21 protein-coding genes and 6 tRNA genes are annotated in these 23,176 nt (G+C 63.9%); 18 read left to right on the forward strand and 9 right to left on the reverse strand.

What is annotated here, in order from left to right:
• Positions 1 to 101 precede the first annotated feature (101 nt).
• Together GWQ44_RS03505 and GWQ44_RS03510 are read right to left on the reverse strand one after the other, a co-directional pair.
• The gene (locus GWQ44_RS03505; protein WP_275926642.1) at positions 102 to 1,154 is read right to left on the reverse strand and encodes a HAMP domain-containing sensor histidine kinase; all 1,053 of its coding nucleotides are present in this window, start codon (positions 1,152 to 1,154) and stop codon (positions 102 to 104) included.
• Positions 1,154 to 1,918, reverse strand: coding sequence for a response regulator (locus GWQ44_RS03510; protein ID WP_275926643.1), 765 nt, complete (start codon positions 1,916 to 1,918; stop codon positions 1,154 to 1,156). The genes GWQ44_RS03505 and GWQ44_RS03510 overlap by 1 nt, the downstream gene beginning before the upstream one ends.
• Before the next feature lie 318 nt (positions 1,919 to 2,236).
• On the opposite strand from GWQ44_RS03510, the gene pyrF reads away from it, so the two are divergent.
• On the forward strand, positions 2,237 to 2,938 hold the full coding sequence (pyrF, locus tag GWQ44_RS03515) for an orotidine-5'-phosphate decarboxylase (protein ID WP_047302780.1): 702 nt from the start codon (positions 2,237 to 2,239) through the stop codon (positions 2,936 to 2,938).
• Positions 2,939 to 3,043: 105 nt separating this feature from the next.
• Here pyrF and GWQ44_RS03520 read toward each other — a convergent pair whose 3' ends face one another.
• Positions 3,044 to 4,048, reverse strand: a complete 1,005-nt coding sequence (locus GWQ44_RS03520) for an NADP-dependent oxidoreductase (protein WP_179597467.1) — start codon at positions 4,046 to 4,048, stop codon at positions 3,044 to 3,046.
• Between the two features lie 236 nt (positions 4,049 to 4,284).
• Here GWQ44_RS03520 and GWQ44_RS03525 point away from each other — a divergent pair, with 236 nt between their 5' ends.
• Both GWQ44_RS03525 and GWQ44_RS03530 read left to right on the forward strand, forming a co-directional pair.
• Positions 4,285 to 5,046 (forward strand): SDR family oxidoreductase, encoded by a 762-nt coding sequence (locus GWQ44_RS03525; RefSeq protein WP_275926644.1) that lies wholly within the window; start codon positions 4,285 to 4,287, stop codon positions 5,044 to 5,046.
• 197 nt (positions 5,047 to 5,243) lie between these two features.
• The gene (locus tag GWQ44_RS03530) at positions 5,244 to 7,214 is read left to right on the forward strand and encodes a methyl-accepting chemotaxis protein (RefSeq protein WP_275926645.1); all 1,971 of its coding nucleotides are present in this window, start codon (positions 5,244 to 5,246) and stop codon (positions 7,212 to 7,214) included.
• Positions 7,215 to 7,283: 69 nt separating this feature from the next.
• Here GWQ44_RS03530 and GWQ44_RS03535 read toward each other — a convergent pair whose 3' ends face one another.
• Positions 7,284 to 8,054 carry a hypothetical protein gene (locus tag GWQ44_RS03535; protein WP_016968251.1) on the reverse strand — a complete coding sequence of 257 codons (771 nt, stop codon included), beginning with the start codon at positions 8,052 to 8,054 and terminating at the stop codon, positions 7,284 to 7,286.
• 367 nt (positions 8,055 to 8,421) lie between these two features.
• Between GWQ44_RS03535 and GWQ44_RS03540 the strand changes: the two genes are divergently transcribed.
• From GWQ44_RS03540 to GWQ44_RS03565, 6 genes are all read left to right on the forward strand, one after another.
• Positions 8,422 to 8,497, forward strand: a tRNA-Glu gene (locus GWQ44_RS03540).
• A gap of 2 nt (positions 8,498 to 8,499) precedes the next feature.
• Positions 8,500 to 8,575 (forward strand) — tRNA-Gly (locus GWQ44_RS03545).
• 105 nt (positions 8,576 to 8,680) lie between these two features.
• Positions 8,681 to 8,756, forward strand: a tRNA-Glu gene (locus tag GWQ44_RS03550).
• A gap of 3 nt (positions 8,757 to 8,759) precedes the next feature.
• A tRNA-Gly gene (locus GWQ44_RS03555) sits at positions 8,760 to 8,835 on the forward strand.
• 105 nt (positions 8,836 to 8,940) lie between these two features.
• Positions 8,941 to 9,016 (forward strand) — tRNA-Glu (locus GWQ44_RS03560).
• Positions 9,017 to 9,019: 3 nt separating this feature from the next.
• Positions 9,020 to 9,095, forward strand: a tRNA-Gly gene (locus GWQ44_RS03565).
• A 119-nt stretch (positions 9,096 to 9,214) separates the two neighbouring features.
• Here GWQ44_RS03565 and GWQ44_RS03570 read toward each other — a convergent pair.
• Both GWQ44_RS03570 and GWQ44_RS03575 read right to left on the reverse strand, forming a co-directional pair.
• The gene (locus GWQ44_RS03570; protein WP_275926646.1) at positions 9,215 to 9,847 is read right to left on the reverse strand and encodes a LysE family transporter; all 633 of its coding nucleotides are present in this window, start codon (positions 9,845 to 9,847) and stop codon (positions 9,215 to 9,217) included.
• A 44-nt stretch (positions 9,848 to 9,891) separates the two neighbouring features.
• Positions 9,892 to 10,518, reverse strand: a complete 627-nt coding sequence (locus tag GWQ44_RS03575) for an alanyl-tRNA editing protein (protein ID WP_275926647.1) — start codon at positions 10,516 to 10,518, stop codon at positions 9,892 to 9,894.
• A gap of 89 nt (positions 10,519 to 10,607) precedes the next feature.
• Between GWQ44_RS03575 and GWQ44_RS03580 the strand changes: the two genes are divergently transcribed.
• On the forward strand, positions 10,608 to 11,561 hold the full coding sequence (locus tag GWQ44_RS03580; RefSeq protein WP_103741198.1) for a LysR family transcriptional regulator: 954 nt from the start codon (positions 10,608 to 10,610) through the stop codon (positions 11,559 to 11,561).
• Positions 11,562 to 11,713: 152 nt separating this feature from the next.
• Here GWQ44_RS03580 and GWQ44_RS03585 read toward each other — a convergent pair whose 3' ends face one another.
• A complete protein-coding gene (locus GWQ44_RS03585; protein WP_016968255.1) occupies positions 11,714 to 12,121 on the reverse strand; it encodes a PA2817 family protein in 408 nt (135 codons plus the stop codon).
• Between the two features lie 85 nt (positions 12,122 to 12,206).
• Entirely contained in the window at positions 12,207 to 14,654 is a 2,448-nt protein-coding gene (locus GWQ44_RS03590; RefSeq protein WP_275926648.1) for an acyl-CoA dehydrogenase, read from the reverse strand.
• Between the two features lie 228 nt (positions 14,655 to 14,882).
• On the opposite strand from GWQ44_RS03590, the gene GWQ44_RS03595 reads away from it, so the two are divergent.
• The 4 genes from GWQ44_RS03595 (at position 14,883) to GWQ44_RS03610 (ending at position 18,049) form a co-directional block, all read left to right on the forward strand.
• Positions 14,883 to 15,542: a transglutaminase family protein gene (locus GWQ44_RS03595; protein WP_179597459.1), complete on the forward strand. Its 660-nt coding sequence runs from the start codon at positions 14,883 to 14,885 to the stop codon at positions 15,540 to 15,542.
• A gap of 42 nt (positions 15,543 to 15,584) precedes the next feature.
• On the forward strand, positions 15,585 to 16,208 hold the full coding sequence (locus GWQ44_RS03600) for a glutathione S-transferase (RefSeq protein ID WP_275926649.1): 624 nt from the start codon (positions 15,585 to 15,587) through the stop codon (positions 16,206 to 16,208).
• A gap of 132 nt (positions 16,209 to 16,340) precedes the next feature.
• Complete coding sequence (locus GWQ44_RS03605) at positions 16,341 to 17,273, forward strand: ABC transporter ATP-binding protein (RefSeq protein ID WP_016968257.1); 933 nt, start codon at positions 16,341 to 16,343, stop codon at positions 17,271 to 17,273.
• Entirely contained in the window at positions 17,270 to 18,049 is a 780-nt protein-coding gene (locus GWQ44_RS03610; protein ID WP_016968258.1) for an ABC transporter permease, read from the forward strand. The genes GWQ44_RS03605 and GWQ44_RS03610 overlap by 4 nt, the downstream gene beginning before the upstream one ends.
• A 53-nt stretch (positions 18,050 to 18,102) precedes the next feature.
• Here GWQ44_RS03610 and GWQ44_RS03615 read toward each other — a convergent pair whose 3' ends face one another.
• Positions 18,103 to 18,618 (reverse strand): DUF2062 domain-containing protein, encoded by a 516-nt coding sequence (locus GWQ44_RS03615; protein ID WP_016968259.1) that lies wholly within the window; start codon positions 18,616 to 18,618, stop codon positions 18,103 to 18,105.
• 139 nt (positions 18,619 to 18,757) lie between these two features.
• Between GWQ44_RS03615 and GWQ44_RS03620 the strand changes: the two genes are divergently transcribed.
• The 4 genes from GWQ44_RS03620 (at position 18,758) to lpxK (ending at position 23,162) form a co-directional block, all read left to right on the forward strand.
• On the forward strand, positions 18,758 to 20,974 hold the full coding sequence (locus GWQ44_RS03620; protein ID WP_275926650.1) for a DNA internalization-related competence protein ComEC/Rec2: 2,217 nt from the start codon (positions 18,758 to 18,760) through the stop codon (positions 20,972 to 20,974).
• Between the two features lie 117 nt (positions 20,975 to 21,091).
• On the forward strand, positions 21,092 to 21,727 hold the full coding sequence (locus tag GWQ44_RS03625) for a MotA/TolQ/ExbB proton channel family protein (protein WP_016968261.1): 636 nt from the start codon (positions 21,092 to 21,094) through the stop codon (positions 21,725 to 21,727).
• Positions 21,724 to 22,152 carry a biopolymer transporter ExbD gene (locus tag GWQ44_RS03630; RefSeq protein ID WP_016968262.1) on the forward strand — a complete coding sequence of 143 codons (429 nt, stop codon included), beginning with the start codon at positions 21,724 to 21,726 and terminating at the stop codon, positions 22,150 to 22,152. The genes GWQ44_RS03625 and GWQ44_RS03630 overlap by 4 nt, the downstream gene beginning before the upstream one ends.
• Positions 22,152 to 23,162: a tetraacyldisaccharide 4'-kinase gene (lpxK, locus tag GWQ44_RS03635; RefSeq protein ID WP_016968263.1), complete on the forward strand. Its 1,011-nt coding sequence runs from the start codon at positions 22,152 to 22,154 to the stop codon at positions 23,160 to 23,162. The genes GWQ44_RS03630 and lpxK overlap by 1 nt, the downstream gene beginning before the upstream one ends.
• The last annotated feature ends 14 nt before the right edge of the window (positions 23,163 to 23,176 follow it).

The raw sequence follows: 23,176 nt of genomic DNA on the forward strand, positions 1-23,176 counted from the left end.
CCTTGGGGATGAATGGATCCGGCGGGGAACCGGCTCATGCAGCCTCAAGGCTGGAGTTGTCCTGGGTATCGGCGCTTTGTACCTGTGGCTACACAAGGGGCTCAGGGGCGAGGCAGGCGCAGCACTGCGGTCAGGCCGCCGCCAGGGGTTTCCTCCAGCAGCAGTTGGCCGCCCATGCGCTCCGCCGCTTCACGGGCGATGGTCATGCCCAGGCCGACGCCGCCGGAGTTGCGGTTGCGTGAGCCTTCGAGGCGGAAGAAGGGTTCGAACACCGCCTCGCGCTTGTCGGCGGCGATACCGGGACCCTGGTCGATGACCCGGATCAGCAACTGATCCCGCTGGTCCTCCAGGGCCAGGGTGGCGTGGCCGGCGTAGCGCAGGGCGTTGTCCAGCAGGTTGTTGATGCACGATTGCAGGGCCATGGGCTGGACCAGCAGTGGCGCGCAATGGCCCTGGGCCTGGACCTGGGCGCCCTGGTCCTGGGCGTTCTCGCACAGCGATTCCACCAGTGCCTGCACGTCCATCCATTGCTCGGCCTCGCTGGTGCGCTGTTCATGCAGATAGCTGAGGGTGGCGTCGAGCATCTTGATCATGTCGTCCAGGTCCTGGCGCATCTGCCCCTGCAGCTTGCTGTCCTCGATCTGCTCCAGGCGCAGTTTCAAGCGTGACAGCGGGGTACGCAGATCGTGGGACACGGCGCCGAGCATGCGCCCCCGCTGCTGGACCTGTTCCCGTATGCGTTTCTGCATCTGGTTGAAGGCGCTGGCGGCCTGCCGTGCTTCCCGAGGGCCGTCCTCGTCCAGGGGCGGGCTGTCGAGGTTTTCGCTCAGGCGTTCGGCGGCGTCGCTCAGGCGCTGGATCGGCCGCGAGAGCAGCTTGGCGCCGTACCAGGCGGCAATGACCAAGGAGATCAGCTGGAAGGTCAGGGGCACCAGCGGTCCGCCAAACCAGGGGCGTGGCGGACGTTGTGGGAAGTACGGCGGCGGCCCGGGGGGTTGGCCATTGCCGAGGACCACCGGCGGTGGCGGTGGTGGAGGGGGCGGTGGGTGTCCGTAATGGTGGAACCAGAAGAACGCCAGCAGGTGGGCGAGCACGATCGCGATCAGCAAGACGCCAAACAGGCGGCCGAACAGCGTATCGAAGCGCCCGCGCATCAGCCGATGTCTCGTGCGTCGAACAGGTAGCCTTCGCCACGCACGGTCTTGATCAGTTGCGGCGATTTCGGGTCGTCGCCAAGCTTCTGCCGCAGGCGCGACACCAGCAGGTCGATGCTGCGATCGAAGGCCTCGATCGAGCGACCCCGGGCGGCGTCCAGCAGCTGTTCGCGGCTCAGCACCCGGCGCGGGCGTTCGATGAAGACCCAGAGCAGGCGGAACTCGGCGTTGGACAGCGGCACCACCAGGCCATCGGCGGAGATCAACTGGCGCAGCACGCTGTTCAGGCGCCAGTTGTCGAAGCGGATATTGGCCCGCTGTTCGCTGCGATCGTCGCGCACCCGGCGCAGGATGGTCTGGATCCGCGCCACCAGTTCCCGCGGTTCGAAGGGCTTGGCCATGTAGTCGTCGGCCCCCAGTTCGAGGCCGATGATGCGGTCGGTGGGCTCGCAGCGGGCGGTGAGCATGAGAATCGGAATGTCCGATTCACTGCGCAACCAGCGGCACAGGGACAGGCCGTCTTCGCCGGGCAGCATCAGGTCGAGCACCACTACGTCGAAGTGCTCGGTCTGCAAGGCCTGGCGCATCGCCGCGCCGTCGGTGACGCCGCTGGCGTGGATGTTGAAGCGCGCCAGGTAGTCGATCAGCAGTTCGCGGATCGGCACGTCGTCATCGACGATCAGGGCCCGGGTGTTCCAGCGCTTGTCGTCGCCATTGGCCACGGCTTTGGAGTCGTCGTTCAGAGGGGCTGGAGTGTTATGCATGGGTGCGTTCATCTGCCAGGTAGGCTGCCGGTCATCAGGAGACGACGGCGAGGTTGTGGCTTCAGCATAGGCGTCCGGCTTGGGGGCTGGAAGTGCTGTTCGAAGGTGTTGCGGCTGGCGAGGGTAGCGCCGGGGATTGTTGTCGGCGTGTCGTCAGTGTATCGAGGTTGATACAAATGCCGTTGCACCGCAGGGGATTGTCCGGGGTATTCAGGTGGCTTGCACACCGTTGAGGAGGATTTACCGTTGATCGGGTCCCGGAGCGGCGCGGCTTGCGCTACAATCCGCGCCGATTTCGACTTGCCTGAGAGCCCCTTCATGTCCGCCTGCCAGACTCCTATCATCGTCGCCCTGGATTTCCCCACCCGTGACGCCGCACTGAAACTGGCCGATCAACTGGACCCGAAACTGTGCCGGGTCAAGGTCGGCAAGGAGCTGTTCACCAGCTGCGCCGCCGAGATTGTCGGGACCCTGCGCGACAAGGGCTTCGAAGTGTTCCTGGACCTGAAGTTCCACGACATTCCCAACACCACCGCCATGGCGGTCAAGGCCGCCGCGGAAATGGGCGTGTGGATGGTCAATGTGCACTGCTCCGGCGGCTTGCGCATGATGGCTGCCTGCCGCGACGTGCTGGACCAGCGCAGCGGTCCCAAGCCGCTGCTGATCGGCGTTACCGTGCTCACCAGCATGGAACGTGAAGACCTGGCCGGCATCGGCCTGGACATCGAGCCCCAGGAGCAGGTGCTGCGCCTGGCCGCTCTGGCGCAGAAAGCCGGAATGGACGGCCTGGTGTGCTCGGCCCTGGAAGCCCAGGCCCTGAAGAGCGCCCATCCGAGCCTGCAACTGGTGACGCCGGGGATTCGTCCTGCGGGCAGCGCCCAGGATGACCAGCGGCGGATCCTCACCCCGCGCCAGGCCCTGGATGCCGGTTCCGACTACCTGGTGATCGGTCGTCCCATCAGCCAGGCGGCCGACCCGGCCAAGGCCCTGGCCGACGTGGTGGCCGAACTGGCCCTGTAACACGCCTGCTCTTGTAGGAGCCGGCTTGCCGGCGATAGCGGTTTTGCGGTTGGCGGCCCTTTCCGGCCGCCGTCGCGGATCGCCGGCCAGCCGACTCCTGCGGATTCAGACTTTCAGCACCAGCTTGCCGAAGTTCTCGCCGCTGAACAGCTTGCCCAGCGTCTCGGGGAAAGTCTCCAGGCCTTCGACAATGTCCTCCTTGCTCTTGAGCTGCCCCTTGGCCATCCAGCCGGCCATCTCTTGCCCGGCCGCCGCAAACTGGCTGGCGTAGTCCATCACCACAAAACCTTCCATGCGTGCCCGGTTGACCAGCAGCGACAGGTAGTTGGCCGGGCCCTTGACCGCTTCCTTGTTGTTGTACTGGCTGATGGCGCCACAGATCACCACCCGCGCCTTGAGGTTCAGGCGGCTGAGCACCGCATCGAGGATGTCGCCCCCGACGTTGTCGAAATACACATCGACGCCTTTCGGGCATTCGCGCTTGAGCCCGGCGTGGATGTCTTCGCTCTTGTAGTCGATGGCGCCGTCAAAACCCAGTTCGTCGATGAGGAACTTGCACTTGTCCTGGCCGCCGGCAATCCCCACCACGTGGCAGCCTTTGATCTTGGCGATCTGCCCGGCAATGCTGCCCACAGCGCCGGCGGCGCCGGACAGCACCACGGTGTCGCCGGCCTTGGGCGCGCCGACGTCGAGCAGGGCGAAGTAGGCGGTCATGCCGGTCATGCCCAGGGCCGACAGGTAGCGCGGTAGCGGTGCCAGCTTGGGGTCGACCTTGTAGAAGCCACGGGGTTCGCCAAGAAAATAGTCCTGCACGCCCAGCGCGCCATTGACGTGGTCACCCACCGCGAAGCCGGGGTGGTTGGAGGCGATCACCTGGCCCACGCCCAGGGCGCGCATGACTTCACCGATGGCCACCGGCGCGATATAGGACTTGCCCTCGTTCATCCAGCCGCGCATGGCCGGGTCCAGGGACAGGTATTCGTTCTTCACCAGAATCTGCCCGGCGGCGGGCTCGCCCACGGCTACCTGCTGGTAGGTGAAAGTGTCGCGGGTAGCCGGGCCGACGGGGCGTTTGGCGAGCAGAAACTGGCGATTGGTCAGGCGGGTCATGGCAGGCACTCAAGGGGTGGATGAAGCCCTAGTTGATAGACCCTCATGTGGGTTGCCGCAAGGTTTGCCGATTCAGCGAATGGGTGTCGATCCAGTGCGGTGATGAACGCCCCGGTATTTTCATCACCGGGATGCATAAGGCCTCAACCGGCCTTCTGATAATGCTGACGCCGACCGGGACGGCTATGGCTAGATGGGCCCCACAGCTGACCCGTATCTGATCGAGGATCTTTGCAATGAGCATGACGTTTTCCGGCCAGGTGGCCCTGGTAACCGGCGCGGCCAATGGCATCGGCCGGGCGACGGCCCTGGCGTTTGCCGCAGAAGGCTTGCAGGTGGTGGTGGCGGATCTGGATGTGGCCGGGGGCGAAGGCACCGTGGCGCTTATCCGCGCGGCGGGAGGCGAGGCCGTGTTCGTGCCCTGCAACGTCACCCAGGAAGCGGATGTGCAGCAACTGATGGCCCGGACCCTGGAGGCCTATGGCCGCCTGGACTATGCCTTCAACAACGCCGGGATCGAGATCGAGAAGGGCCGCCTGGCCGAGGGGAGCCTGGACGAGTTCGACGCCATCATGGGGGTCAACGTCAAGGGCGTCTGGCTGTGCATGAAGCACCAGTTGCCGTTGCTGCTGGCCCAGGGCGGCGGAGCCATCGTCAATACCGCCTCGGTGGCGGGCTTGGGCGCGGCGCCGAAAATGAGCATCTATGCGGCGTCCAAGCATGCGGTGATCGGGCTGACCAAATCGGCGGCCATCGAGTACGCCAAGAAAAAGATCCGCGTCAACGCGGTCTGCCCGGCGGTCATCGACACCGACATGTTCCGTCGGGCCTATGAAGCGGATCCGAAGAAGGCCGAGTTCGCTGCGGCGATGCACCCGGTAGGGCGTATCGGCACGGTCGAGGAAATCGCCAGCGCCGTGCTTTACCTGTGCAGCGATGGCGCGGCCTTCACCACCGGTCATGCGCTGGCGGTGGATGGTGGTGCCACCGCGATCTGAGCCTTCGGCCGGCCCCTTGGCGGCAGTCGCCGCGGGGGCTGGATGGAATCGACCTCCAATGTCCTGAAAACGACCTCCGCCTAGCTTTTTGCCATTATTGGCGCCTCGAAGACTTGTGCGCCGGTGCGCGCCGTTGCGACCCTTCGCTCACACGGATGGCCCTATGGCCATTGGGGATTGGAAGGGGACTGCGCACCATGACTTCGGCCGCGAGTGGACGTTTTGCCAACCTGGGCATGGCAAAGAAACTGGGTATCGGGTTTGCCCTGGTGTTGCTCTTGACGGCCCTGGTGGCCGGTATCGGCGTCTGGTCGCTGCAGACCATCAGCCAGCGTTTCGATGGCCTCAAGCAAATGTCCCAGCTCAACAGTGGCGTGCTCAAGGTGCGGCTGCTGGAGCAGGATTATGCCCTGCATGGCAACAGCCAGACCGTGGACAGCCTGCACGAAAGCCTGGAGGGTTTGCTGGGGCTGGCCCAGCAGCTCAAGGGGCAGTCGGCGGCCAACCAGACGGCGATGGCTGATGTCGAGTTGGCGCTGGCGGACTACCGCAAGGCCTTCGACGAGTTCGTCGAGCTGACCCAGGCCAAGGACCTGGCCCTGGAAATGGCCAGTTGGTCGGTGTCCAGCGTGGCCAACAACCTTGACGTACTGCAGGCCGGGCTGGCGGATGACGGCGCCTACACCCTCAAGGATTCCCAGGGCAAGGAGGGCGCGGAGTTCATCGAGCAGGCCAACCAGATCAGCCAGGTTTCACGCCTGATGCTGCAGGCCATGAACGAAGCGCGAGTGCGTCTGGATCAGAATCGCAAGGGCGATGAGCAGGCGAGCGCCGAGCAGAGCAAGATCGAGCAGGCCGAGCAGGCGCTGGCCCAGGCCGAACAGCTGAAGACTGCAGTCAAGGATGCGGGTTACCAGACGGTGCTCAACGAGGTGTCGGGGCATATCGGCAACTTCAGCGAAAAACTCAACGAATACACCGGCCTGCTGACTCAGGAAAAACAGGTCTATCAAAAGCTGCATGAGCGTGCGGCCCAGGTAATGGCGCGGGTCGACCAGGCCTATGTCGCCCAGGACCTGGCGATGCAGGGCGAGCTGGACAAGAACTCCTTGCTGATCATCGGCTCCTCGGCCCTGGCCCTGCTGGTGGGGCTGTTGGCGGCCCTGAGCATCACGCGCCTGATCGTGCGGCCGCTGCGCAGCGTGATGCATGTGGCCCAGCAGATCGCCGCCGGCGACCTGACGGCCAGCGTTACCGTGACCCGGCGGGACGAGATCGGCCAGTTGATGCAGGCGATGCAGCAGATGGGCAGTGGCCTGAGCGGCATCGTCAGCGGCTTGCAGGCCGGGATCGAGCAACTGGCCAGTTCGGCCCAGTCGCTGTCCTCGGTCACCGAGCAGACCAACCTGGAAGTCAGCAGCCAGAAAGAAGAAACCGAGCAAGTGGCCACCGCCATGAACCAGATGACCGCCACGGTGCACGACGTGGCGCGTAATGCCGAGCAAGCCGCCCAGGCGGCTCAGGCCGCGGATGACAAGGTCGAGAGTGGACAGCAGGTGGTGCGCCAGAGCATGCAGCGCATCGAGCAACTGGCGGACTCCGCGACCCGGGCCAGCAGCGGCATCGAAAGCCTGAGCGCCGAGATCGACAACATCGGCAGTGTGCTGGATGTGATCAAGAGCGTGGCCGAGCAGACCAACCTGTTGGCCCTCAACGCCGCGATCGAGGCGGCCAGGGCGGGGGAGCAGGGCAGGGGCTTTGCCGTGGTGGCCGACGAAGTGCGGGCCCTGGCCAAGCGGACCCAGCAGTCCACCGAGGAGATCGCACGTCTGGTGACCGCGTTGCATGCCGCCGCCGATGCTTCGGTGCAGCAGATCAAGGGCAGTGGCGAGTTGGTGAAGCTGGCGGTCAGTGATGCCCTGCAGACGGAGAGCGCCCTGGGCAGCATCGCCGCGGCGGTTTCGTTGATCCAGCAGATGAACCAGCAGATCGCGGCTGCCGCCGAGCAGCAGAGTTCGGTGGCGGAAGAGATCAACCGCAGCGTCACCAGCATTCGTGCCAGTGCCGATCAGTCGTCACTGGCCATGCAGGGCAATGCCGCGTCGAGCATCGAGCTGGCGCAGTTGGGGGGGGAATTGAAAGGGATGGTGGGGCATTTCCGCTTGTAGCGGCGGGGACGGCGTGGCGGTATCGAACCCTTGTCCGGCGTGGGGTGCGCCGGACAAGGGTTTTTTATTTCAGTCGTAGATGGCTTTCTTTTTCCAGTCGGCGTCGGCTTCCACGGTCTTCAGGCCCTGGGTCAGCTCGTTGACTTCATCTTCCGCCGGCTCCAGGGTCGACAGCACCATGGAGTTGGCGCGAACCAGGAGTTTATCCAGGTACTCCAGCTGTTCCTTGTAGACCGCCGGATCCGGTTGCTTGCGCAGGTATTGCACGCCGCGTTCGAAGGCCAGGCGGGCCTGGCCCGGCTGGTTCTGCTGCAGGGCGTATTGCCCCAGGTTGTTGAAGAACTCGATGTGCAGCAGCACCAGGATATGGCGGATTTCCTTGATCCAGCGCTTGGCTTCATTGGGTTGCAGGAACCCGTCATGGGCGGCACGGGTGACCTGGCCGTGCATCGCCTCCAGCAGGAAGCGCACGTCCTTGGCCTTGGCTTCGGTCTGGATCGGCGCCGGCGGGTTGTTCACCGGAATCGATTCGCCCTGGCCAATCAGGGTATTGAGTTCGGCCTGGCGCGCCTTGAGCGCGTTGTCGGTCTTGTCGAGACTGAGCATGCGCTGCACCACGTTGAGCTCCAGGCGGGTCAGCAGCAGTTTGAGGGCCGGGGTCATGAACTGGCCGGGAAAGGTTTCGGTGATCTCGCCGCAGCGGCGCAGGCGGTCATTGAGTTCGACCTTGGTGCGGGCCTTCTCCAGTTTGTTGTTTTCCACCACATGGTTCATGTAGCCAATGGCGATCAATAGTGCGATCCCGGCTATTACCAGCAGGGTGATCATGAGTGGTGTCACCGTTAAAACCTCGTTATAGGATTCGCGTGCGAGTGTAGTGGCTTGGCATTTAGACGCATAGCGCCGCTCGACGAGCCGGGTATGGCGGGTGCTGCTTATATAGGTGGCAATGGTCCGGGCAGAACCTCGGGTGCAAATTGCCATTACCGGCTGCGGAGGACTATAACGCCTTGTCGAGTGACAGAATATAGGCGTCAAAGCCTGGACCACAGAAAACCCCGCAGCGGGCCTTAAACTGCCCCGAAGTCATTGATTTAAATAAAATTATATCTGGGGGTTGACGGCCTCCCAAAGCATCCATAGAATGCGCGCCACTTTCAACGGAAAGCAAAGCGCGAAACGTTGAAGGCAGTGAATGTTGTAGTGTGTCCCCTTCGTCTAGTGGCCTAGGACACCGCCCTTTCACGGCGGTAACAGGGGTTCGAGTCCCCTAGGGGACGCCAATGCGGGAATAGCTCAGTTGGTAGAGCACGACCTTGCCAAGGTCGGGGTCGCGAGTTCGAGTCTCGTTTCCCGCTCCAATTTTAAACGGCACTGCTTTCGGGCGGGGTCGAGTGAAACCAGAACCGAATCCTCGGATACGGATCTGGAACACCGAAACACACACCATGTGTTCCGGGTAGCGTGTCCCCTTCGTCTAGTGGCCTAGGACACCGCCCTTTCACGGCGGTAACAGGGGTTCGAGTCCCCTAGGGGACGCCATTTGCGGGAATAGCTCAGTTGGTAGAGCACGACCTTGCCAAGGTCGGGGTCGCGAGTTCGAGTCTCGTTTCCCGCTCCAATTTTAAACGGCGTTGCTTTCGGGCAGGGTCGAGTGAAACCAGAACCGAATCCTCGGATACGGATCTGGAACACCGAAACACACACCATGTGTTCCGGGTAGCGTGTCCCCTTCGTCTAGTGGCCTAGGACACCGCCCTTTCACGGCGGTAACAGGGGTTCGAGTCCCCTAGGGGACGCCATTTGCGGGAATAGCTCAGTTGGTAGAGCACGACCTTGCCAAGGTCGGGGTCGCGAGTTCGAGTCTCGTTTCCCGCTCCAAATTCACGAAAACGCCGCTCATTGAGCGGCGTTTTTGTTTGTCTGCGATTCGGCCTTTCGCCCGTTTATGCATCAATTGGCCCGCCAGTCAGACTGCGCGGGCCTTTGGTACATAGCACTTAAAGCGACAGCAACAGGCGTCCGGCGAACAGCAGCAGGATCAACCCCATGCAGCGCTCGAACCAGTGCCCCAGGCGCATGAACAGCAGGCGGACCCGGGCGCTGGAAAAGAACAGCGCGACCATCACGAACCACAACGCATTGACCAGGCACATCCAGGCTCCATACAGGGCCTGAATGCTCAGCGGCGTGGTGGCGCTGACCAGGGTGGTGAAGATCGCCAGGAAAAACAGGGTCGCCTTGGGGTTGCTGGCGTTGGTCAGGAAGCCGGTGGTGAAGGCCCGCAGCAAGGTCTGCTCTGGTTCATCCTCTGCTGTTTCGCCAGGGATGCCGGTCTTGGCCTTGCTGCGCAACAGGCTGACGCCCAGGTACAGAATGTAGGCCGCGCCCAGCAGTTTGGCGGCGCTCAGCAGCCAGGGCGTCGCGTGCATCAGTGCGCCGACCCCCAGCAGGGTGTAGAGCACGTGCACCGAAATGCCGGCGCCGATCCCCAGGGCGGTGCAGACCCCGGTCATCCGCCCGAAGCGCACGCTCTGGCGGATAGTGACGGCAAAATCCGGCCCCGGGGCGACCACGGCGAGAAAGTGAACCAGGGCCAGGGCGAGAAACTCGCCAAGATAATTGGACAGCATGCTGACTCCGCAAAAGCAGTTGGGGGGTAAGGGCGTGGGCGTTTTCAGTCGAGGCTGTAGCTGACCGAGAGAACGCCTTTTTTCTGCGCGATCGAGTCGATGCTCACCCGTCCCAGTTGTTGCAGGTGCTGGACGTGGGTGCCACCGCAACCATAGGCGGGCAGCGGGCCAAAACTGACCTCGCGGGTTCCGGCGGCCAGGGAGATGTGCCGCGGCCAATCCTCGCCAATCCAGTGTTCCAGGGCGTTCTGCACCCGGACACAGTCGATTTCCTCGGGTTGTTCGCCCGGCTTGAACGACACTCGGCCCTCTCCGGGCCAGTGATGGGCCTTGATCGGCGTCCAACCCTGGCTTTGCACAAAGTGGCCGATCAGGTGCCCGGCGGAATGCATGCGGCTGTTGAACAGGCGCTGCGGCTCATCCACGCGAGCCTCATGGCTGCCCGGCGTCAGCGGCTGGTTCAGGTAATGCACGATCTGCTCATCTTCCTGGGCGACCCGCAGCACCTGAGCCGCGCCGATCCAGCCGCTGTCGCTGGGCTGGCCGCCGCCCTGGGGGTGAAAGGGCGTGGCGTGCAAGATCGCGGCAAACAGTCCGTCCCGAGGGAGGCAGCTCAGCAGTTCGACCTGGGCGGTCAGCAGGTCATGTTCGTAGTACAGGCGAAGCGTCATTTCTCAAACCCTGGAACCAAGTGTTTTTTTATTATGAGGCTTGGGTAATTGCGTGATAATCCGTTCAAAACTCAATGGACTATTGCGTCATGAGCATAAATCTCCCCCTGCCTTTACTGGCAGAAATGGCCATCTTCGTCAGGGTCGTTGAAACCGGCAGCTTTTCCGAAGCAGCGCGTCAGCTGGGTTCCTCGCCGTCGGCGGTGAGCCGCAGCATCTCGCGTCTGGAGAAGGCCCTGGCGACTCGCCTGCTGCAACGTACTACCCGCAAGTTGCGCTTGAGCGACGGTGGCGAAGAGGTGTTCAAGCGCTGCAGCGAGATGGTCAGCGCTGCCCGATCGGTCATGGAAATCAGCGGTCAGTTCACCCACGAGGCCGAAGGCGTGGTGCGGGTCAGCGTGCCCAAGGCAGTGGGGCGCTTCGTGGTGCATCCCCATATGCCGGAGTTTCTTCGGCGTTACCCCAAGGTGGATGTCGAACTGCTGCATGAAGACCGGGATATCGACCTGATCGAAGACAATGTCGACCTGGCGATCCGCATCACCGACCGCCCACCGCCGGGGTTGATCGGGCGTCAGTTGTTGCGCATCGATCACCTGCTGTGCGCCACCCCGCAGTATCTGGCGGAACAGGGCACGCCGTTGCACCCCCAGGATCTGCGCCAGCACAGTTGCATCTATCTCGGGGAAACCCCCAGCGACGCCCGCTGGAAGTTCACCCAGGGCGGCAAGGCGGTGACCGTCGGCGTGCGCGGGCGTTATGCCGCCAACCACACCGGGGTGCGCCTGGACGCGGTGTTGCAGCATCTGGGCATTGGCAGCCTGCCGTATTTCACCGCGCGTCATGCCCTGGAGCAGGGACTGATCGTCCAGGTGCTGCCGGAGTGGACCTTTCTTGCCTCCTACCACGGCGGTGCCTGGCTCCTGCATTCACCGACCCGCTACCTGCCGCCCAAACTGCGGGTGTTCATCGACTATCTGGTGGAATGCCTGGCCAGGGAGCCGACCCTGAACCGCCCGGGCAAAGGTGAACGCAGCTTGTAGGAGCTGGCTTGCCAGCGAAAATATCTCTAAGGGCGATGCAAGACCCAAGGGCCTCTTCGCCGGCAAGCCGGCTCCTACGGAGACGATGGGGGCGGGCACAAAAAAGGCCCGCCGGGCAAACCGGGCGGGCCTTGGTGGCGCCAGGGCTGCAATCAGTGCTTGCTGTCCTGGGCGGAGAGCGCCAGCAGCTGTTTTTCCTGGTTCCAGTCGAAGGGCTCGTCGTTCTGCTCGGCTTCGAAGCGGCGTTCTTCCAGGGCCTGGTACAGGTCGATTTCTTCATCGGGCATGTAGTGCAGGCAGTCGCCGGCGAAGAACCACAGCAGGTCGCGAGGCACCAGGTGAGCGATCTGCGGATAGCGCTGCATGATCTGGCACAGCAGGTCCTGGCCCAGGTACTGGCTTTCGATCGGGTCGATCGGCAGCGAGGCGCGCAGTTCATCGAAGCGCTCGAGGAACAGCGCGTGGCTTTCTTCGGGAACCTGTTCGGCTTCTCCCACCGCCACCAGGATGCTGCGCAGGTGGTCCAGGAGGACGAGATGATCGGCGACGACGTTGGACATGACAGGGTCCTCAAGAGCAAAACGGGCGCGGGAGTATATAGCCCCCGCGCCCGGTTTCATAATCGACCTGCCCCGAGGAGCCTGCTTAGCGGATCTTGCCTTCGCTCAAGGTCAGTTCCTCCTTGGCGAAGTCGTCCACGTCGATGACTTTGCGTCGCGCCGCTTCGGCCTCCCGCAGGCTCTGGGCTTCGGCCGCTTGCAGCACGCCGGCCTCCAGGGCCGCGTCGATGGCCGATTCGCCGGCCGCCGGTTTGACCTGGCCGCTTTTCAGCGCTTCGTGGAGTTTCTTCTGCAGTGGATGGGCTGTGCTCAGCAGGTTGCAGGCGTGCTGCAGGGCGCCTACCGGATCGTCCGTGGATTGCGGGCGATAGCAGCCGGCGAGCACCGCTTCCAGGGCCGGGTCGCCCTGGGCGCGGCCAATGATTTCCGCCACTTCGGCATCCAGGCGGTCCGACGGTCCGGTATGGCGCCGGCCGAAGGGGAACACCAATACCCGTAGCAGGCAGCCGAACACCCGGCTGGGGAAGTTGCTGAGCAATTCGTCCAGGGCGCGTTCGGAGTGGCCGAGGCTTTCCTCCATGGCCCAGGCCAGCAGGGGGCGCAGGTACTCCGGTGAGTCCAGATCGTGATAGCGCTTGAGCGCCGCCGAGGCCAGGTACAGGTGGCTGAGCACATCGCCCAGGCGCGCCGACAGCCTTTCGCGACGCTTGAGCTCGCCTCCCAGGAGCATCATGGAAAAGTCGGCCAGCAGGGCGAAGGCCGCGGCCTGGCGGTTCAGGGCGCGGAAGTAGCGCTGGCTGAGCTTGTCGCCCGGGGTGTGTTCGAAGTGGCCCAGGCCCAGGTTCAGCACCAGGGTGCTGGCGGCGTTGCTCACGGCAAAGCCAATGTGCTGCAGCAGCAGGGCATCGAACTCCTTCAGCGCCTGGTCATGGTCTTCGCGTGCGGCCAGGGCCATTTCCTTGAGCACGAACGGGTGGCAGCGGATCGCCCCCTGGCCAAAGATCATCAGGTTGCGCGAGAGGATGTTGGCGCCTTCCACGGTGATGAAGATCGGCGCGCCCTGCCAGCTGCGGCCCAGGTAGTTGTTGGGCCCCATGATGATGCCCTTGCCGCCGTGCACGTCCATGGCATGGCTGATGCACTCGCGTCCGCGCTCGGTGAGGTGGTACTTGAGGATCGCCGACAGCACCGAGGGCTTTTCCCCCAGGTCCACGGCATTGGCGGTGAGCATGCGTGCGCTGTCCATCAGCCAGGCGTTGCCGCCGAGGCGGGCCAGGGCTTCCTGGATGCCCTCGAAGGCTGCCAGTGGCACGTTGAACTGCTCGCGCACCTGGGCGTACTGGCCAGTCACCAGGCTGGTGAACTTGGCGGCGCCTGTGCCCACCGCCGGCAGCGAGATCGAGCGTCCCACCGACAGGCAGTTCATCAGCATCATCCAGCCTTTGCCGAGCATTTCCCGGCCGCCGATCAGGTAGTCCAGGGGAATGAACACGTCCTTGCCGGAGTTCGGGCCGTTCATGAAGGCCGCGCCCAGGGGCAGGTGGCGGCGGCCGATATCGACCCCGGGGGTGTCGGTGGGAATCAGCGCCAGACTGATGCCCAGGTCTTCCTGGTCGCCCAGCAGATGGTCCGGGTCGTGGGCCTTGAACGCCAGGCCCAGCAGAGTGGCCACCGGGCCCAGGGTGATGTAGCGCTTTTCCCAGTTCAGGCGCAGGCCCAGGGTTTCCTCGCCTTGCCATTGGCCCTTGCAGATGATTCCGGTGTCGGGCATCGCCCCGGCGTCGGAGCCTGCCAGCGGGCCGGTGAGGGCGAAGCAGGGAATGTCATCGCCCCGTGCCAGCCGCGGCAGGTAGTGATTGCGCTGTTCGTCGGTGCCGTAGTGCAGCAGCAGTTCGGCCGGGCCCAGGGAGTTGGGGACCATGACGGTGGAGGCCAGATCGCCGCTGCGGGTTGCCAGTTTCATCGCCACCTGGGAGTGGGCGTAGGCGGAAAAGCCTTTGCCGCCGTACTCCTTGGGAATGATCAGGGCGAAGAAGCCGTGCTCCTTGATATGGGCCCAGGCCGCGGGCGGCAGGTCCATGTGCTGGCCGATCTGCCAGTCGCTGACCATGGCGCAGAGTTCTTCGGTGGGGCCGTCGATGAACGCCTGTTCTTCCTCGGTCAGTTGCGCCTTGGGATAGGCCAGCAAGGTGTTCCAGTCCGGGCGACCGCTGAACAGCTCGCCGTCCCACCACACGGTGCCGGCATCGATGGCGTCGCGCTCGGTTTGCGACATGGGCGGCAGGACTTTCTGCAACCAGGAGAACAGCGGGGCGCTGAAGTACTTGCGGCGCAGGTCGGGCAGCAACAGCGGCGCGGCAACGGCCGCCAGCACAATCCAGAAAATCAGCAGCAGCCAGCCGGGAGCCCGGCTGAAGGCGCCCATGGCCAGCAGGTAGACGGCAACGACGCCCAGGGCGGGCAGAGGGGCGGTGCGGCGGTGCGCCAGATAGGCGACCCCAACCAGCAAAACCAGTATCCACAACAACAGCATATTCAATCCTCCATGAAACCAGGGGTCAAATCACCCTCAGAGCTTAGTCGGCCTCCGACAAAGCGGGTGATCGTGGCGGTGCGGGTGCAACGGTTGACTTTGCCGGCCAGCGGGGGCGTTGAAGAACGGCGGGTGGTGCTCGGGCCGACCCTGATCTTTGGCCGAAACGTCGTTATCGCCAGGGCGGACGTCTCGATAGACTCCAGGCTTCGCTTGGAGGTTTTGCCCATGAACCAGTACTTGCGTCCCAGCCGCTTCATCGATAGTGACCACCCTGCGGTGGTGGAGTTCGCCGAATCTCATCGCGGTGCCGGCGGCGATCCGCGGCAGCAGGCGGTGAACCTTTATTACGCGGTGCGTGAGGCCGTGCGTTACAACTTCTATTCCTTCAGCCCCGATCCGCAAACCCTGCGGGGCAGTCATGCCCTGATCGCCGGCGAAAGCTACTGTGTGCCCAAGGCCACGCTGCTGGCTGGTTGTGCCCGGCATTGCGGGATTCCCGCGCGCATCGGTCTGGCGGACGTGCGCAATCACTTGTCGACCCCGCGCCTGCTGGAGCTGTTGCGCAGTGATGTGTTCGCCATGCACGGCTACACCGAGCTGTACCTGCAGGGGCGTTGGGTCAAGGCCACGCCGGCGTTCAACCAGAGTCTGTGCGAGCTGTTCGATGTGGCGCCGCTGGAGTTCGACGGGGTGCAGGACAGTGTCTTTCACGCCTTCAACCGTCAGGGCGACCAGTCGATGGAGTACCTGGTGGACCATGGGCGCTTCGCCGATGTGCCGCAGGAGCTGTTCTTCAGCCACCTGGAAAAATGCTATCCCCATCTGTTCGGCGAGCAGGGGGGCGCGCTGCTGGGGGACATCCGCAGTGATTTGAGTCGCGGCTGATCCGGCGTAGACTGCCCCGGCATTCATAACTGAGGGATGGTCATGCTGAAGATCTGGGGTCGCAAGAACTCGTCGAATGTCAGAAAGGTGCTGTGGTGTGCCCAAGAGCTGGGGCTGGCCTATGAGTCCCTGGATGCAGGTGGCGCCTTTGGCGTGGTGGACACCCCCGCCTACCGGGCGCTGAACCCCAACGGGCGCATCCCGCTGATTGAAGACGATGGCTTCGTGCTCTGGGAGTCCAACACCATCGTGCGTTACCTGGCCGCTCGGCATGCCGCCGACAGCCACTGGTACCCGGCCGACGTACAGGCCCGGGCCAGCGCCGAGAAGTGGATGGACTGGACCACCTCGACCTTCGCCGAACCTTTCCGCCTGCTGTTCTGGGGCATATTGCGCACTCCGGCGGCGCAGCAGGACTGGCAGCAGATCAATGCCGCCAAGGCGACCTGCGTCGAGCTGCTGGCCCGGGTGGATCAGGCCCTGGCCGGGCAGCCCTATCTCTCGGGAGCGCAGATCGGGGTCGGTGATATCCCCCTGGGCAGCTTTATCTATGCCTGGTTCGAGATGCCCATCGAGCGGCCGTCGATGCCCCATCTGCAAGCCTGGTATGAGCGTTTGAAGCAGCGCCCGGCCTATCGTCAGGCGGTGATGACCGCGTTGACTTAATACCCACTATCGATACGCGTGACTGTACTTGCGTGGCCTCGACCCGCAACATGGCGAGCGCCTGGCGTCGTTGCAATCCAGCCAGGCTGCCCTCACTTATAAAATTCCCTCTTCTTGGTGCATGAATCCGATATGAGTTCCGCTCTGTCCATCCGGCAGCTAACCAAAACCTACGGCAACGGTTTCCAGGCCCTGAGTGGTATCGATCTGGACGTCGCCGAAGGTGATTTTTTCGCCCTGCTCGGCCCTAACGGCGCCGGTAAATCCACCACCATCGGCATTCTTTCGACCCTAGTGAACAAGACCAGTGGCACTGTGAATGTCTTCGGCCACGACCTTGATCGTGAGCCGGCGGCGCTCAAGCGCTGCATCGGCGTGGTGCCGCAGGAATTCAATTTCAACCAGTTCGAGAAGACCTTCGACATCGTCGTGACCCAGGCCGGCTACTACGGCATTCCGGCGCGAATCGCCAAGGAACGGGCCGAGCAGTACCTGACCCAGCTCGGCCTGTGGGACAAGCGCGATGTGCCTTCACGCTCCCTGTCCGGTGGCATGAAGCGGCGCCTGATGATCGCTCGGGCCCTGGTCCACGAGCCGCGCCTGCTGATCCTCGACGAACCCACCGCCGGGGTCGACATCGAGCTGCGTCGTTCGATGTGGACCTTCCTCACCGAGCTCAACCAGAAAGGCATTACCATCATCCTCACCACCCATTACCTGGAAGAGGCTGAGCAGCTGTGCCGCAACATCGGCATCATCGACCACGGCACCATCGTCGAGAACACCAGCATGCGTCAGCTGCTGAGTCAGTTGCATGTGGAAACCTTCCTGCTTGATCTCAAGCACGACCTCAGCATGGCGCCACAGTTGGCCGGCTATCCGACCCGGCTGGTGGACAGCCACACCCTGGAAGTCCAGGTGGACAAGGCCGTGGGCATCACCGCGCTGTTCGGTCAACTGGCCCTGCAGAACATCGAGGTCTTGAGCCTGCGTAACAAAACCAACCGACTTGAGGAGCTGTTCGTGTCCCTGGTGGAGAAGAATCTGTCGAAGGTGGCGGTATGAGTTCGGAGTTGAAACCCAACCTGGTGGCACTCAACACCATCGTCTATCGCGAGATCCGCCGTTTCACCCGGATCTGGCCGCAGACCCTGCTGCCGCCGGCCATCACCATGGTTCTGTACTTCGTCATCTTCGGTAACCTGATCGGGCGACAGATCGGCGATATGGGTGGTTTCACCTACATGGAGTACATCGTGCCGGGGCTGATCATGATGTCGGTGATCACCAACTCCTACGGCAACGTGGTGTCGAGTTTCTTCGGCAGCAAGTTCCAGCGCTCCATCGAGGAGCTGATGGTATCGCCGGTGTCGCCGCACACCATCCTGATCGGCTACACCCTGGGCGGGGTTCTGCGCGGCCTGATGGTGGGGATCATCGTGACCCTGCTGTCGCTGTTTTTCACCACGTTGCAGGTGCATCACCTGGGCGTCACCGTGCTGGTGGTGGTGCTGACGGCGACCATCTTCTCGCTGCTGGGGTTCATCAACGCGGTGTTCGCGCGCAACTTCGATGACATCTCGATCATCCCGACGTTCGTGCTGACCCCCCTGACCTACCTGGGCGGGGTGTTCTACTCGATCAACCTGCTGCCGCCGTTCTGGCAGACCGTGTCCCTGGCCAACCCGGTGCTGCACATGGTCAACGCCTTCCGCTTCGGCATCCTCGGGGTGTCGGACATCAAGATCAGCGTGGCCATCACCTTCATGCTGGTGGCCACCGTGGTGCTGTACATCGGCTGCGCCCGGCTGCTGGTCAGCGGGCGCGGCATGCGTCAGTAAACCGCTTCAGCGCCTGATGAAAACGGCCTCCCTCGGGAGGCCGTTTTCGTTATTCACAGGCGCTGCTGCTTGCGCCTGCGCCACTGGCGAGCCACCCACCAGCGCCAATAGAGCATGGTCAGGCAATAGGCCGTGGCGCCCAGCGCCAGCCCGGCCACCACCGACCCCAGGAGAAAGGGTTGCCACAGGGTGCTGAGCTGACCGCTGATCCATTCCCAGGTCAACTCGTCGGGCAGGGTGCGGGCCGGTACGTTCATCAGCCAGGCCCCCAGTTGATAGGTGCAGAAGAACACCGGCGGCATGGTGATGGGATTGGTCAGCCAGACCAGGCTGACACTGATGGGCATGTTGGCCCGCAGCCAGACAGCCAGCACCGCCGCCAGCAGCATCTGCATCGGAATCGGGATGAAGGCGGCGAACAAACCCACGGCCATGGCGCGGGCTACGGAGTGTCGATTGAGGTGCCAGAGGTTGGCGTCATGCAACAGCGTGCCAAGAAAGCGTAAGGACTTGTGTTCCCGGATGCTGGCCGGATCTGGCATGTAACGTTTGAATAAGCGCCGGGGCATAAGGGTTCTCGGTTGGATCAGGTCGCGATTATGAACGGATTCTAGTCAGGGCAAATTCAGACATTGTGACAAATGATAAAACCGCGCCGCCGATCCTCGGCTAAGCCCAGAGTAGGGACTGCCAAGGAGGGGCTGACTGATGGGCACGGGTTTGCTGGCGTTGGCCGCGGGGCTGCTGGCGCTGGGTTTTCTACCAGTGTTGCCGCCGGTCTGGCTGTTGCTGGTGCTGGCGGTCGTGGGGTTGATGCTGCTGCCGTTTCGAACACATCCCGTGGCATTTTTTCTGTTCGGTTTCGCCTGGGCTTGTGTATCCGGGCATTGGGCCCTGGATGACCGCCTGGCGCCTGGCCTGGAGGGGCAAACCCGCTGGCTGGAGGGGCAGGTCAGTGGTTTGCCGGAGCAGGGCCAGGGCGTGGTGCGCTTCGAACTGCAGGCCGCCCAGGCGCGGCGCGAGCGTCTGCCGCAGCGGATGCGTCTGGCCTGGCATGACGGCCCACCGCTGCACAGTGGCGAGCGCTGGCGCTTGGCGGTCAAGCTGCGGCGTCCCGCCGGGCTGCTCAATGTCCAGGGATTCGATTACCAGGCCTGGCTGCTGGCGCGGCGCATCGGGGCCACCGGTACGGTCAAGGCCGGGCAGTTGCTCAGGCCCGCCCGGCTGGCCTGGCGCGAGGGGCTGCGCCAGCGCCTGCTGGGGGTCGAGGCACAAGGACGTGGCGCCGGGCTGGCGGCACTGGTGATGGGCGACGGCTCGGGCCTGACGCGCCAGGACTGGCAGGTGTTGCAGGACACCGGCACGGTGCACCTGATGGTGATTTCCGGTCAGCACATCAGTCTGCTGGCCGGGGTGATCTACCTCGGGGTGGCCGGGCTCGCCCGCTGGGGTATCTGGCCCGAGCGCCGGCCATGGCTGCCCTGGGCCTGTGCCCTGGCCTTTCTCGGGGCTCTGGGCTATGGCCTGCTGGCCGGGTTCGATGTGCCGGTGCAACGGGCTTGCGTGATGGTCGCCCTGGTCCTGCTCTGGCGTCTGCGCTTTCGCCATCTGGGCGTCTGGCGACCCTGGCTGCTGGCGTTGAATGCGGTGTTGCTGTTCGAGCCCCTGGCCAGTTTGCAGCCGGGATTCTGGCTGTCGTTTGCCGCGGTGGCGATCCTGATTCTCACCTTCGCCGGGCGCCTGGGGCGCTGGCGCTGGTGGCAGGCCTGGAGCCGGGCCCAGTGGCTGATCGCCATTGGCCTGCTGCCGCCGCTGCTGGCCCTGGGGTTGCCCATCAGTTTCAGCGGTCCCCTGGCCAATCTGCTGGCGGTGCCCTGGATCAGCCTGCTGGTGCTGCCGCCGGCCCTGCTGGGGTGTCTGCTGCTGCCGGTGACCCATCTGGGCGAGGGCTTGCTGTGGCTGGCCGGGGGGCTGCTGGATGGGCTGTTTCGTATCCTGGGGATGATCGCCGGTGCCTGGCCGGCCTGGGTGGCGCCGGTGCTGCCCTGGTGGCTTTGGGGGCTCAGTGCCCTGGGGGCCTTGCTGTTGCTTCTGCCCACTGGTGTGCCGCTGCGGGTGCTGGGGTGGCCGCTGCTGCTATTGGCTGTCTGGCCGCCCGAGCCCGTGCTGCCCGAGGGGGAGGTGGAGGTCTGGCAACTGGACGTGGGGCAGGGGCTGTCGATGCTCCTGCGCACCCGCGATCACGCCATGCTCTACGACGCCGGCGCCCGGGTGGGGGATTTCGATCTCGGCGAGCGGGTGGTGCTGCCAACCTTGCGCAAACTGGGGATCAGGCGGTTGGACCTGATGCTGCTCAGTCACGCTGACAACGATCATGCCGGTGGCGCCCTCGCGGTCTGGCGCGGAATCGAGGTGGCCCGGGTGCGCAGCGGCGAGCCCGGGGCATTGCCCGACGCCTTTCAAGCCCAGCCTTGCGAGTCCGGCCTGGGCTGGCAATGGAATGGGGTGCGCTTTCGGCTCTGGCAATGGCCGGCGGCGACCGATGGCAACCAGGCCTCCTGTGTGTTGCAGGTCGAGGCCCGTGGCGAGCGTCTGTTGCTCACCGGCGACATCGACGTGCAGGCCGAACGGGCCTTGCTCGCCAGTGCGCTGGCGGTTCACACCCACTGGTTGCAGGCGCCCCATCATGGCAGTCGCACGTCTTCGTCCATGGCCCTGCTGCAACGCCTGCGACCGACGGCGGTGCTGATTTCCCGCGGGCGAGGCAATGCCTTCGGTCATCCCCATGCCGAGGTGCTGGCGCGCTATCGACGGTTGGGGGCGGCTGTTCATGACAGCGCCGATCACGGTGCGCTGAAACTGCGCCTGGGGACTTTCGGGCCCGTGCAAAGCCTGCGCGCGCAGCGGCGTTTCTGGCGCGATTGAGCACTAATGCCTTAAATAACCGTGAGTTATTAAAGCCTGTGAGCATGCGACATCACGGTCTTCGGTGCGTCCGGCCCCTATGTTAGAGTGGCGCACTTTTTCGAGGGGACTGTCACTGTGTGGGAATTGGTCAAATCCGGCGGCTGGATGATGTTGCCGATCATTCTGAGTTCCATCGCGGCTGTGGGCATCATTGCCGAGCGTTTGTGGACCCTGCGGGCCAGCCGGGTTACCCCGCCCCATCTGTTGGGGCAGGTCTGGCGCTGGATCAAGGACAAGCAGCTGAACAAGGAAAAACTCAAGGAACTGCGCGCCGATTCGCCCCTGGGCGAGATCCTGGCCGCGGGGTTGGCCAACTCCAAGCATGGTCGCGAGATCATGAAGGAATGCATTGAAGAGGCGGCAGCCCGCGTGATTCACGAGCTGGAGCGCTACCTCAATGCCCTCGGCACCATCGCCGCCATGGCCCCGCTGCTGGGCCTCTTGGGCACGGTGCTGGGCATGATCGACATCTTCAGTTCGTTCATGGGCTCGGGCATGACCACCAACGCCCACGTGCTGGCCGGCGGTATTTCCAAGGCCTTGATCACCACTGCCGCGGGGCTGATGGTGGGCATTCCTTCAGTGTTCTTCCATCGCTTCCTGCAACGTCGGGTCGATGAGCTGGTGGTGGGCATGGAACAGGAAGCGATCAAGCTGGTAGAAGTGATCCAGGGTGACCGCGATGTCGACCTGGCCGAGGGCAAAGCGTGAAATTCCGTCGCAAACCCCGGGAAACCGTGGACATCAACCTCGCGTCATTGATCGACGTGGTGTTCATCCTGCTGCTGTTTTTCGTCGTCACCACCACCTTTACCCGGGAAACCCAGTTGCGGGTCGACCTGCCGGAAGCGGTCAGCGGCTCGCCCGCCGAAGACCAGGAGGTCAAGCAACTGGACATCGCCATCAGCGCCGACGGGGTGTTCTCGGTCAACAATCAGGTGCTGCCGAAAAATGACCTGGCCACCCTGATGGACGCCCTGCAGAAGGAGTCGGCAGGGGACACCCATCTGCCGCTGTCCATCAGTGCCGATGGCAAGACTCAACATCAAGCGGTGATCACTGCCATGGACGCGGCCGGCAAGCTCGGTTTCAGCCACTTGCGCATGACCACCGTCGAGGCGGCGCCGGCACCCTGATGGCACTCTCCGATCGCTTGCTCGCCGCCTGGTACAACGGCCACCCCGCGCTGAAACTGCTGCAGCCTCTGGAGTACTTGTACCGCCGGGTGGTGATGGGCAAGCGCCAGCGCTTTCTGGCGGGCGAGGGGGCGATCTATCAGCCGCCGGTGCCGTTGATCGTGGTGGGCAACATCACCGTCGGCGGCACTGGCAAGACGCCATTGATCCTGTGGCTGGTGGCGCACTGTCAGCGCCTCGGCCTGCGGGTCGGGGTGGTCAGTCGCGGCTATGGCGCCAAGCCGCCGCAACTGCCCTGGCGGGTGACGGCCGACGACAGTGCCGCGGTGGCCGGTGATGAACCGCTGCTGATCGTCCAGCGCTGTGGCGTGCCGCTGATGATCGACCCGGATCGCAGCCGCGCGGTACAGGCCTTGCTGGCCGCCGAACCGCTGGACCTGATTCTCTCCGACGACGGTCTGCAACATTACCGCCTGGCCCGTGACCTGGAACTGGTGCTGATCGACGCCGCCCGTGGCCTGGGTAACCGCCGTTGCCTGCCAGCCGGGCCCCTGCGCGAGCCGGTGGAACGCCTGCAGAGCGTCGATGCACTGCTCTACAACGGCGCTGCCGATGACCGCGCCGACGGCTTTGCCTTCCACCTCAAGCCGTCGGCGCTGGTCAATCTGCAGAGCGGCGAGCGCCGCCCGGTGGAGCACTTCGCGCCGGGGCAGGCGCTGCACGCGGTGGCCGGAATCGGCAACCCGCAGCGTTTCTTCAACACCCTTGAAACGCTACACTGGCGGCCTGTCCCCCATGCATTTGCCGATCACGCCCAATACAGTGCGCAGGCCCTGGCCTTCACCCCGTCGTTGCCGTTGGTCATGACCGAGAAAGATGCGGTCAAGTGCCGTGACTTCGCGGCTGCCGACTGGTGGTACCTGGCGGTGGATGCGGTGCCGTCCGCGGCCTTCATCGTCTGGTTCGATACCCAGCTGATGCGCCTGCTGCCTGATCGTCTGTTGCCTTAATCGCTTTTATCCAG

Source organism: Pseudomonas sp. 3MA1, assembly GCF_029237275.1.
Taxonomy (GTDB): Bacteria; Pseudomonadota; Gammaproteobacteria; order Pseudomonadales; family Pseudomonadaceae; genus Aquipseudomonas; species Aquipseudomonas fluorescens_AP.

What these genes read in the sequence shown, in the direction of transcription:
- GWQ44_RS03620 (WP_275926650.1), top strand. Translation starts at nt 18,758, where the DNA reads ATGGGCACGGGTTTGCTGGCGTTGGCCGCGGGGCTGCTGGCGCTGGGT.
- GWQ44_RS03530 (WP_275926645.1), top strand. Translation starts at nt 5,244, where the DNA reads ATGACTTCGGCCGCGAGTGGACGTTTTGCCAACCTGGGCATGGCAAAG.
- GWQ44_RS03570 (WP_275926646.1), bottom strand. Translation starts at nt 9,847, where the DNA reads ATGCTGTCCAATTATCTTGGCGAGTTTCTCGCCCTGGCCCTGGTTCAC.
- GWQ44_RS03590 (WP_275926648.1), bottom strand. Translation starts at nt 14,654, where the DNA reads ATGCTGTTGTTGTGGATACTGGTTTTGCTGGTTGGGGTCGCCTATCTG.
- GWQ44_RS03615 (WP_016968259.1), bottom strand. Translation starts at nt 18,618, where the DNA reads ATGCCCCGGCGCTTATTCAAACGTTACATGCCAGATCCGGCCAGCATC.
- pyrF (WP_047302780.1), top strand. Translation starts at nt 2,237, where the DNA reads ATGTCCGCCTGCCAGACTCCTATCATCGTCGCCCTGGATTTCCCCACC.
- GWQ44_RS03595 (WP_179597459.1), top strand. Translation starts at nt 14,883, where the DNA reads ATGAACCAGTACTTGCGTCCCAGCCGCTTCATCGATAGTGACCACCCT.
- GWQ44_RS03510 (WP_275926643.1), bottom strand. Translation starts at nt 1,918, where the DNA reads ATGCATAACACTCCAGCCCCTCTGAACGACGACTCCAAAGCCGTGGCC.
- GWQ44_RS03520 (WP_179597467.1), bottom strand. Translation starts at nt 4,048, where the DNA reads ATGACCCGCCTGACCAATCGCCAGTTTCTGCTCGCCAAACGCCCCGTC.
- GWQ44_RS03605 (WP_016968257.1), top strand. Translation starts at nt 16,341, where the DNA reads ATGAGTTCCGCTCTGTCCATCCGGCAGCTAACCAAAACCTACGGCAAC.
- GWQ44_RS03525 (WP_275926644.1), top strand. Translation starts at nt 4,285, where the DNA reads ATGAGCATGACGTTTTCCGGCCAGGTGGCCCTGGTAACCGGCGCGGCC.
- GWQ44_RS03610 (WP_016968258.1), top strand. Translation starts at nt 17,270, where the DNA reads ATGAGTTCGGAGTTGAAACCCAACCTGGTGGCACTCAACACCATCGTC.
- GWQ44_RS03585 (WP_016968255.1), bottom strand. Translation starts at nt 12,121, where the DNA reads ATGTCCAACGTCGTCGCCGATCATCTCGTCCTCCTGGACCACCTGCGC.
- GWQ44_RS03505 (WP_275926642.1), bottom strand. Translation starts at nt 1,154, where the DNA reads ATGCGCGGGCGCTTCGATACGCTGTTCGGCCGCCTGTTTGGCGTCTTG.
- GWQ44_RS03580 (WP_103741198.1), top strand. Translation starts at nt 10,608, where the DNA reads ATGAGCATAAATCTCCCCCTGCCTTTACTGGCAGAAATGGCCATCTTC.
- GWQ44_RS03600 (WP_275926649.1), top strand. Translation starts at nt 15,585, where the DNA reads ATGCTGAAGATCTGGGGTCGCAAGAACTCGTCGAATGTCAGAAAGGTG.
- GWQ44_RS03575 (WP_275926647.1), bottom strand. Translation starts at nt 10,518, where the DNA reads ATGACGCTTCGCCTGTACTACGAACATGACCTGCTGACCGCCCAGGTC.
- lpxK (WP_016968263.1), top strand. Translation starts at nt 22,152, where the DNA reads ATGGCACTCTCCGATCGCTTGCTCGCCGCCTGGTACAACGGCCACCCC.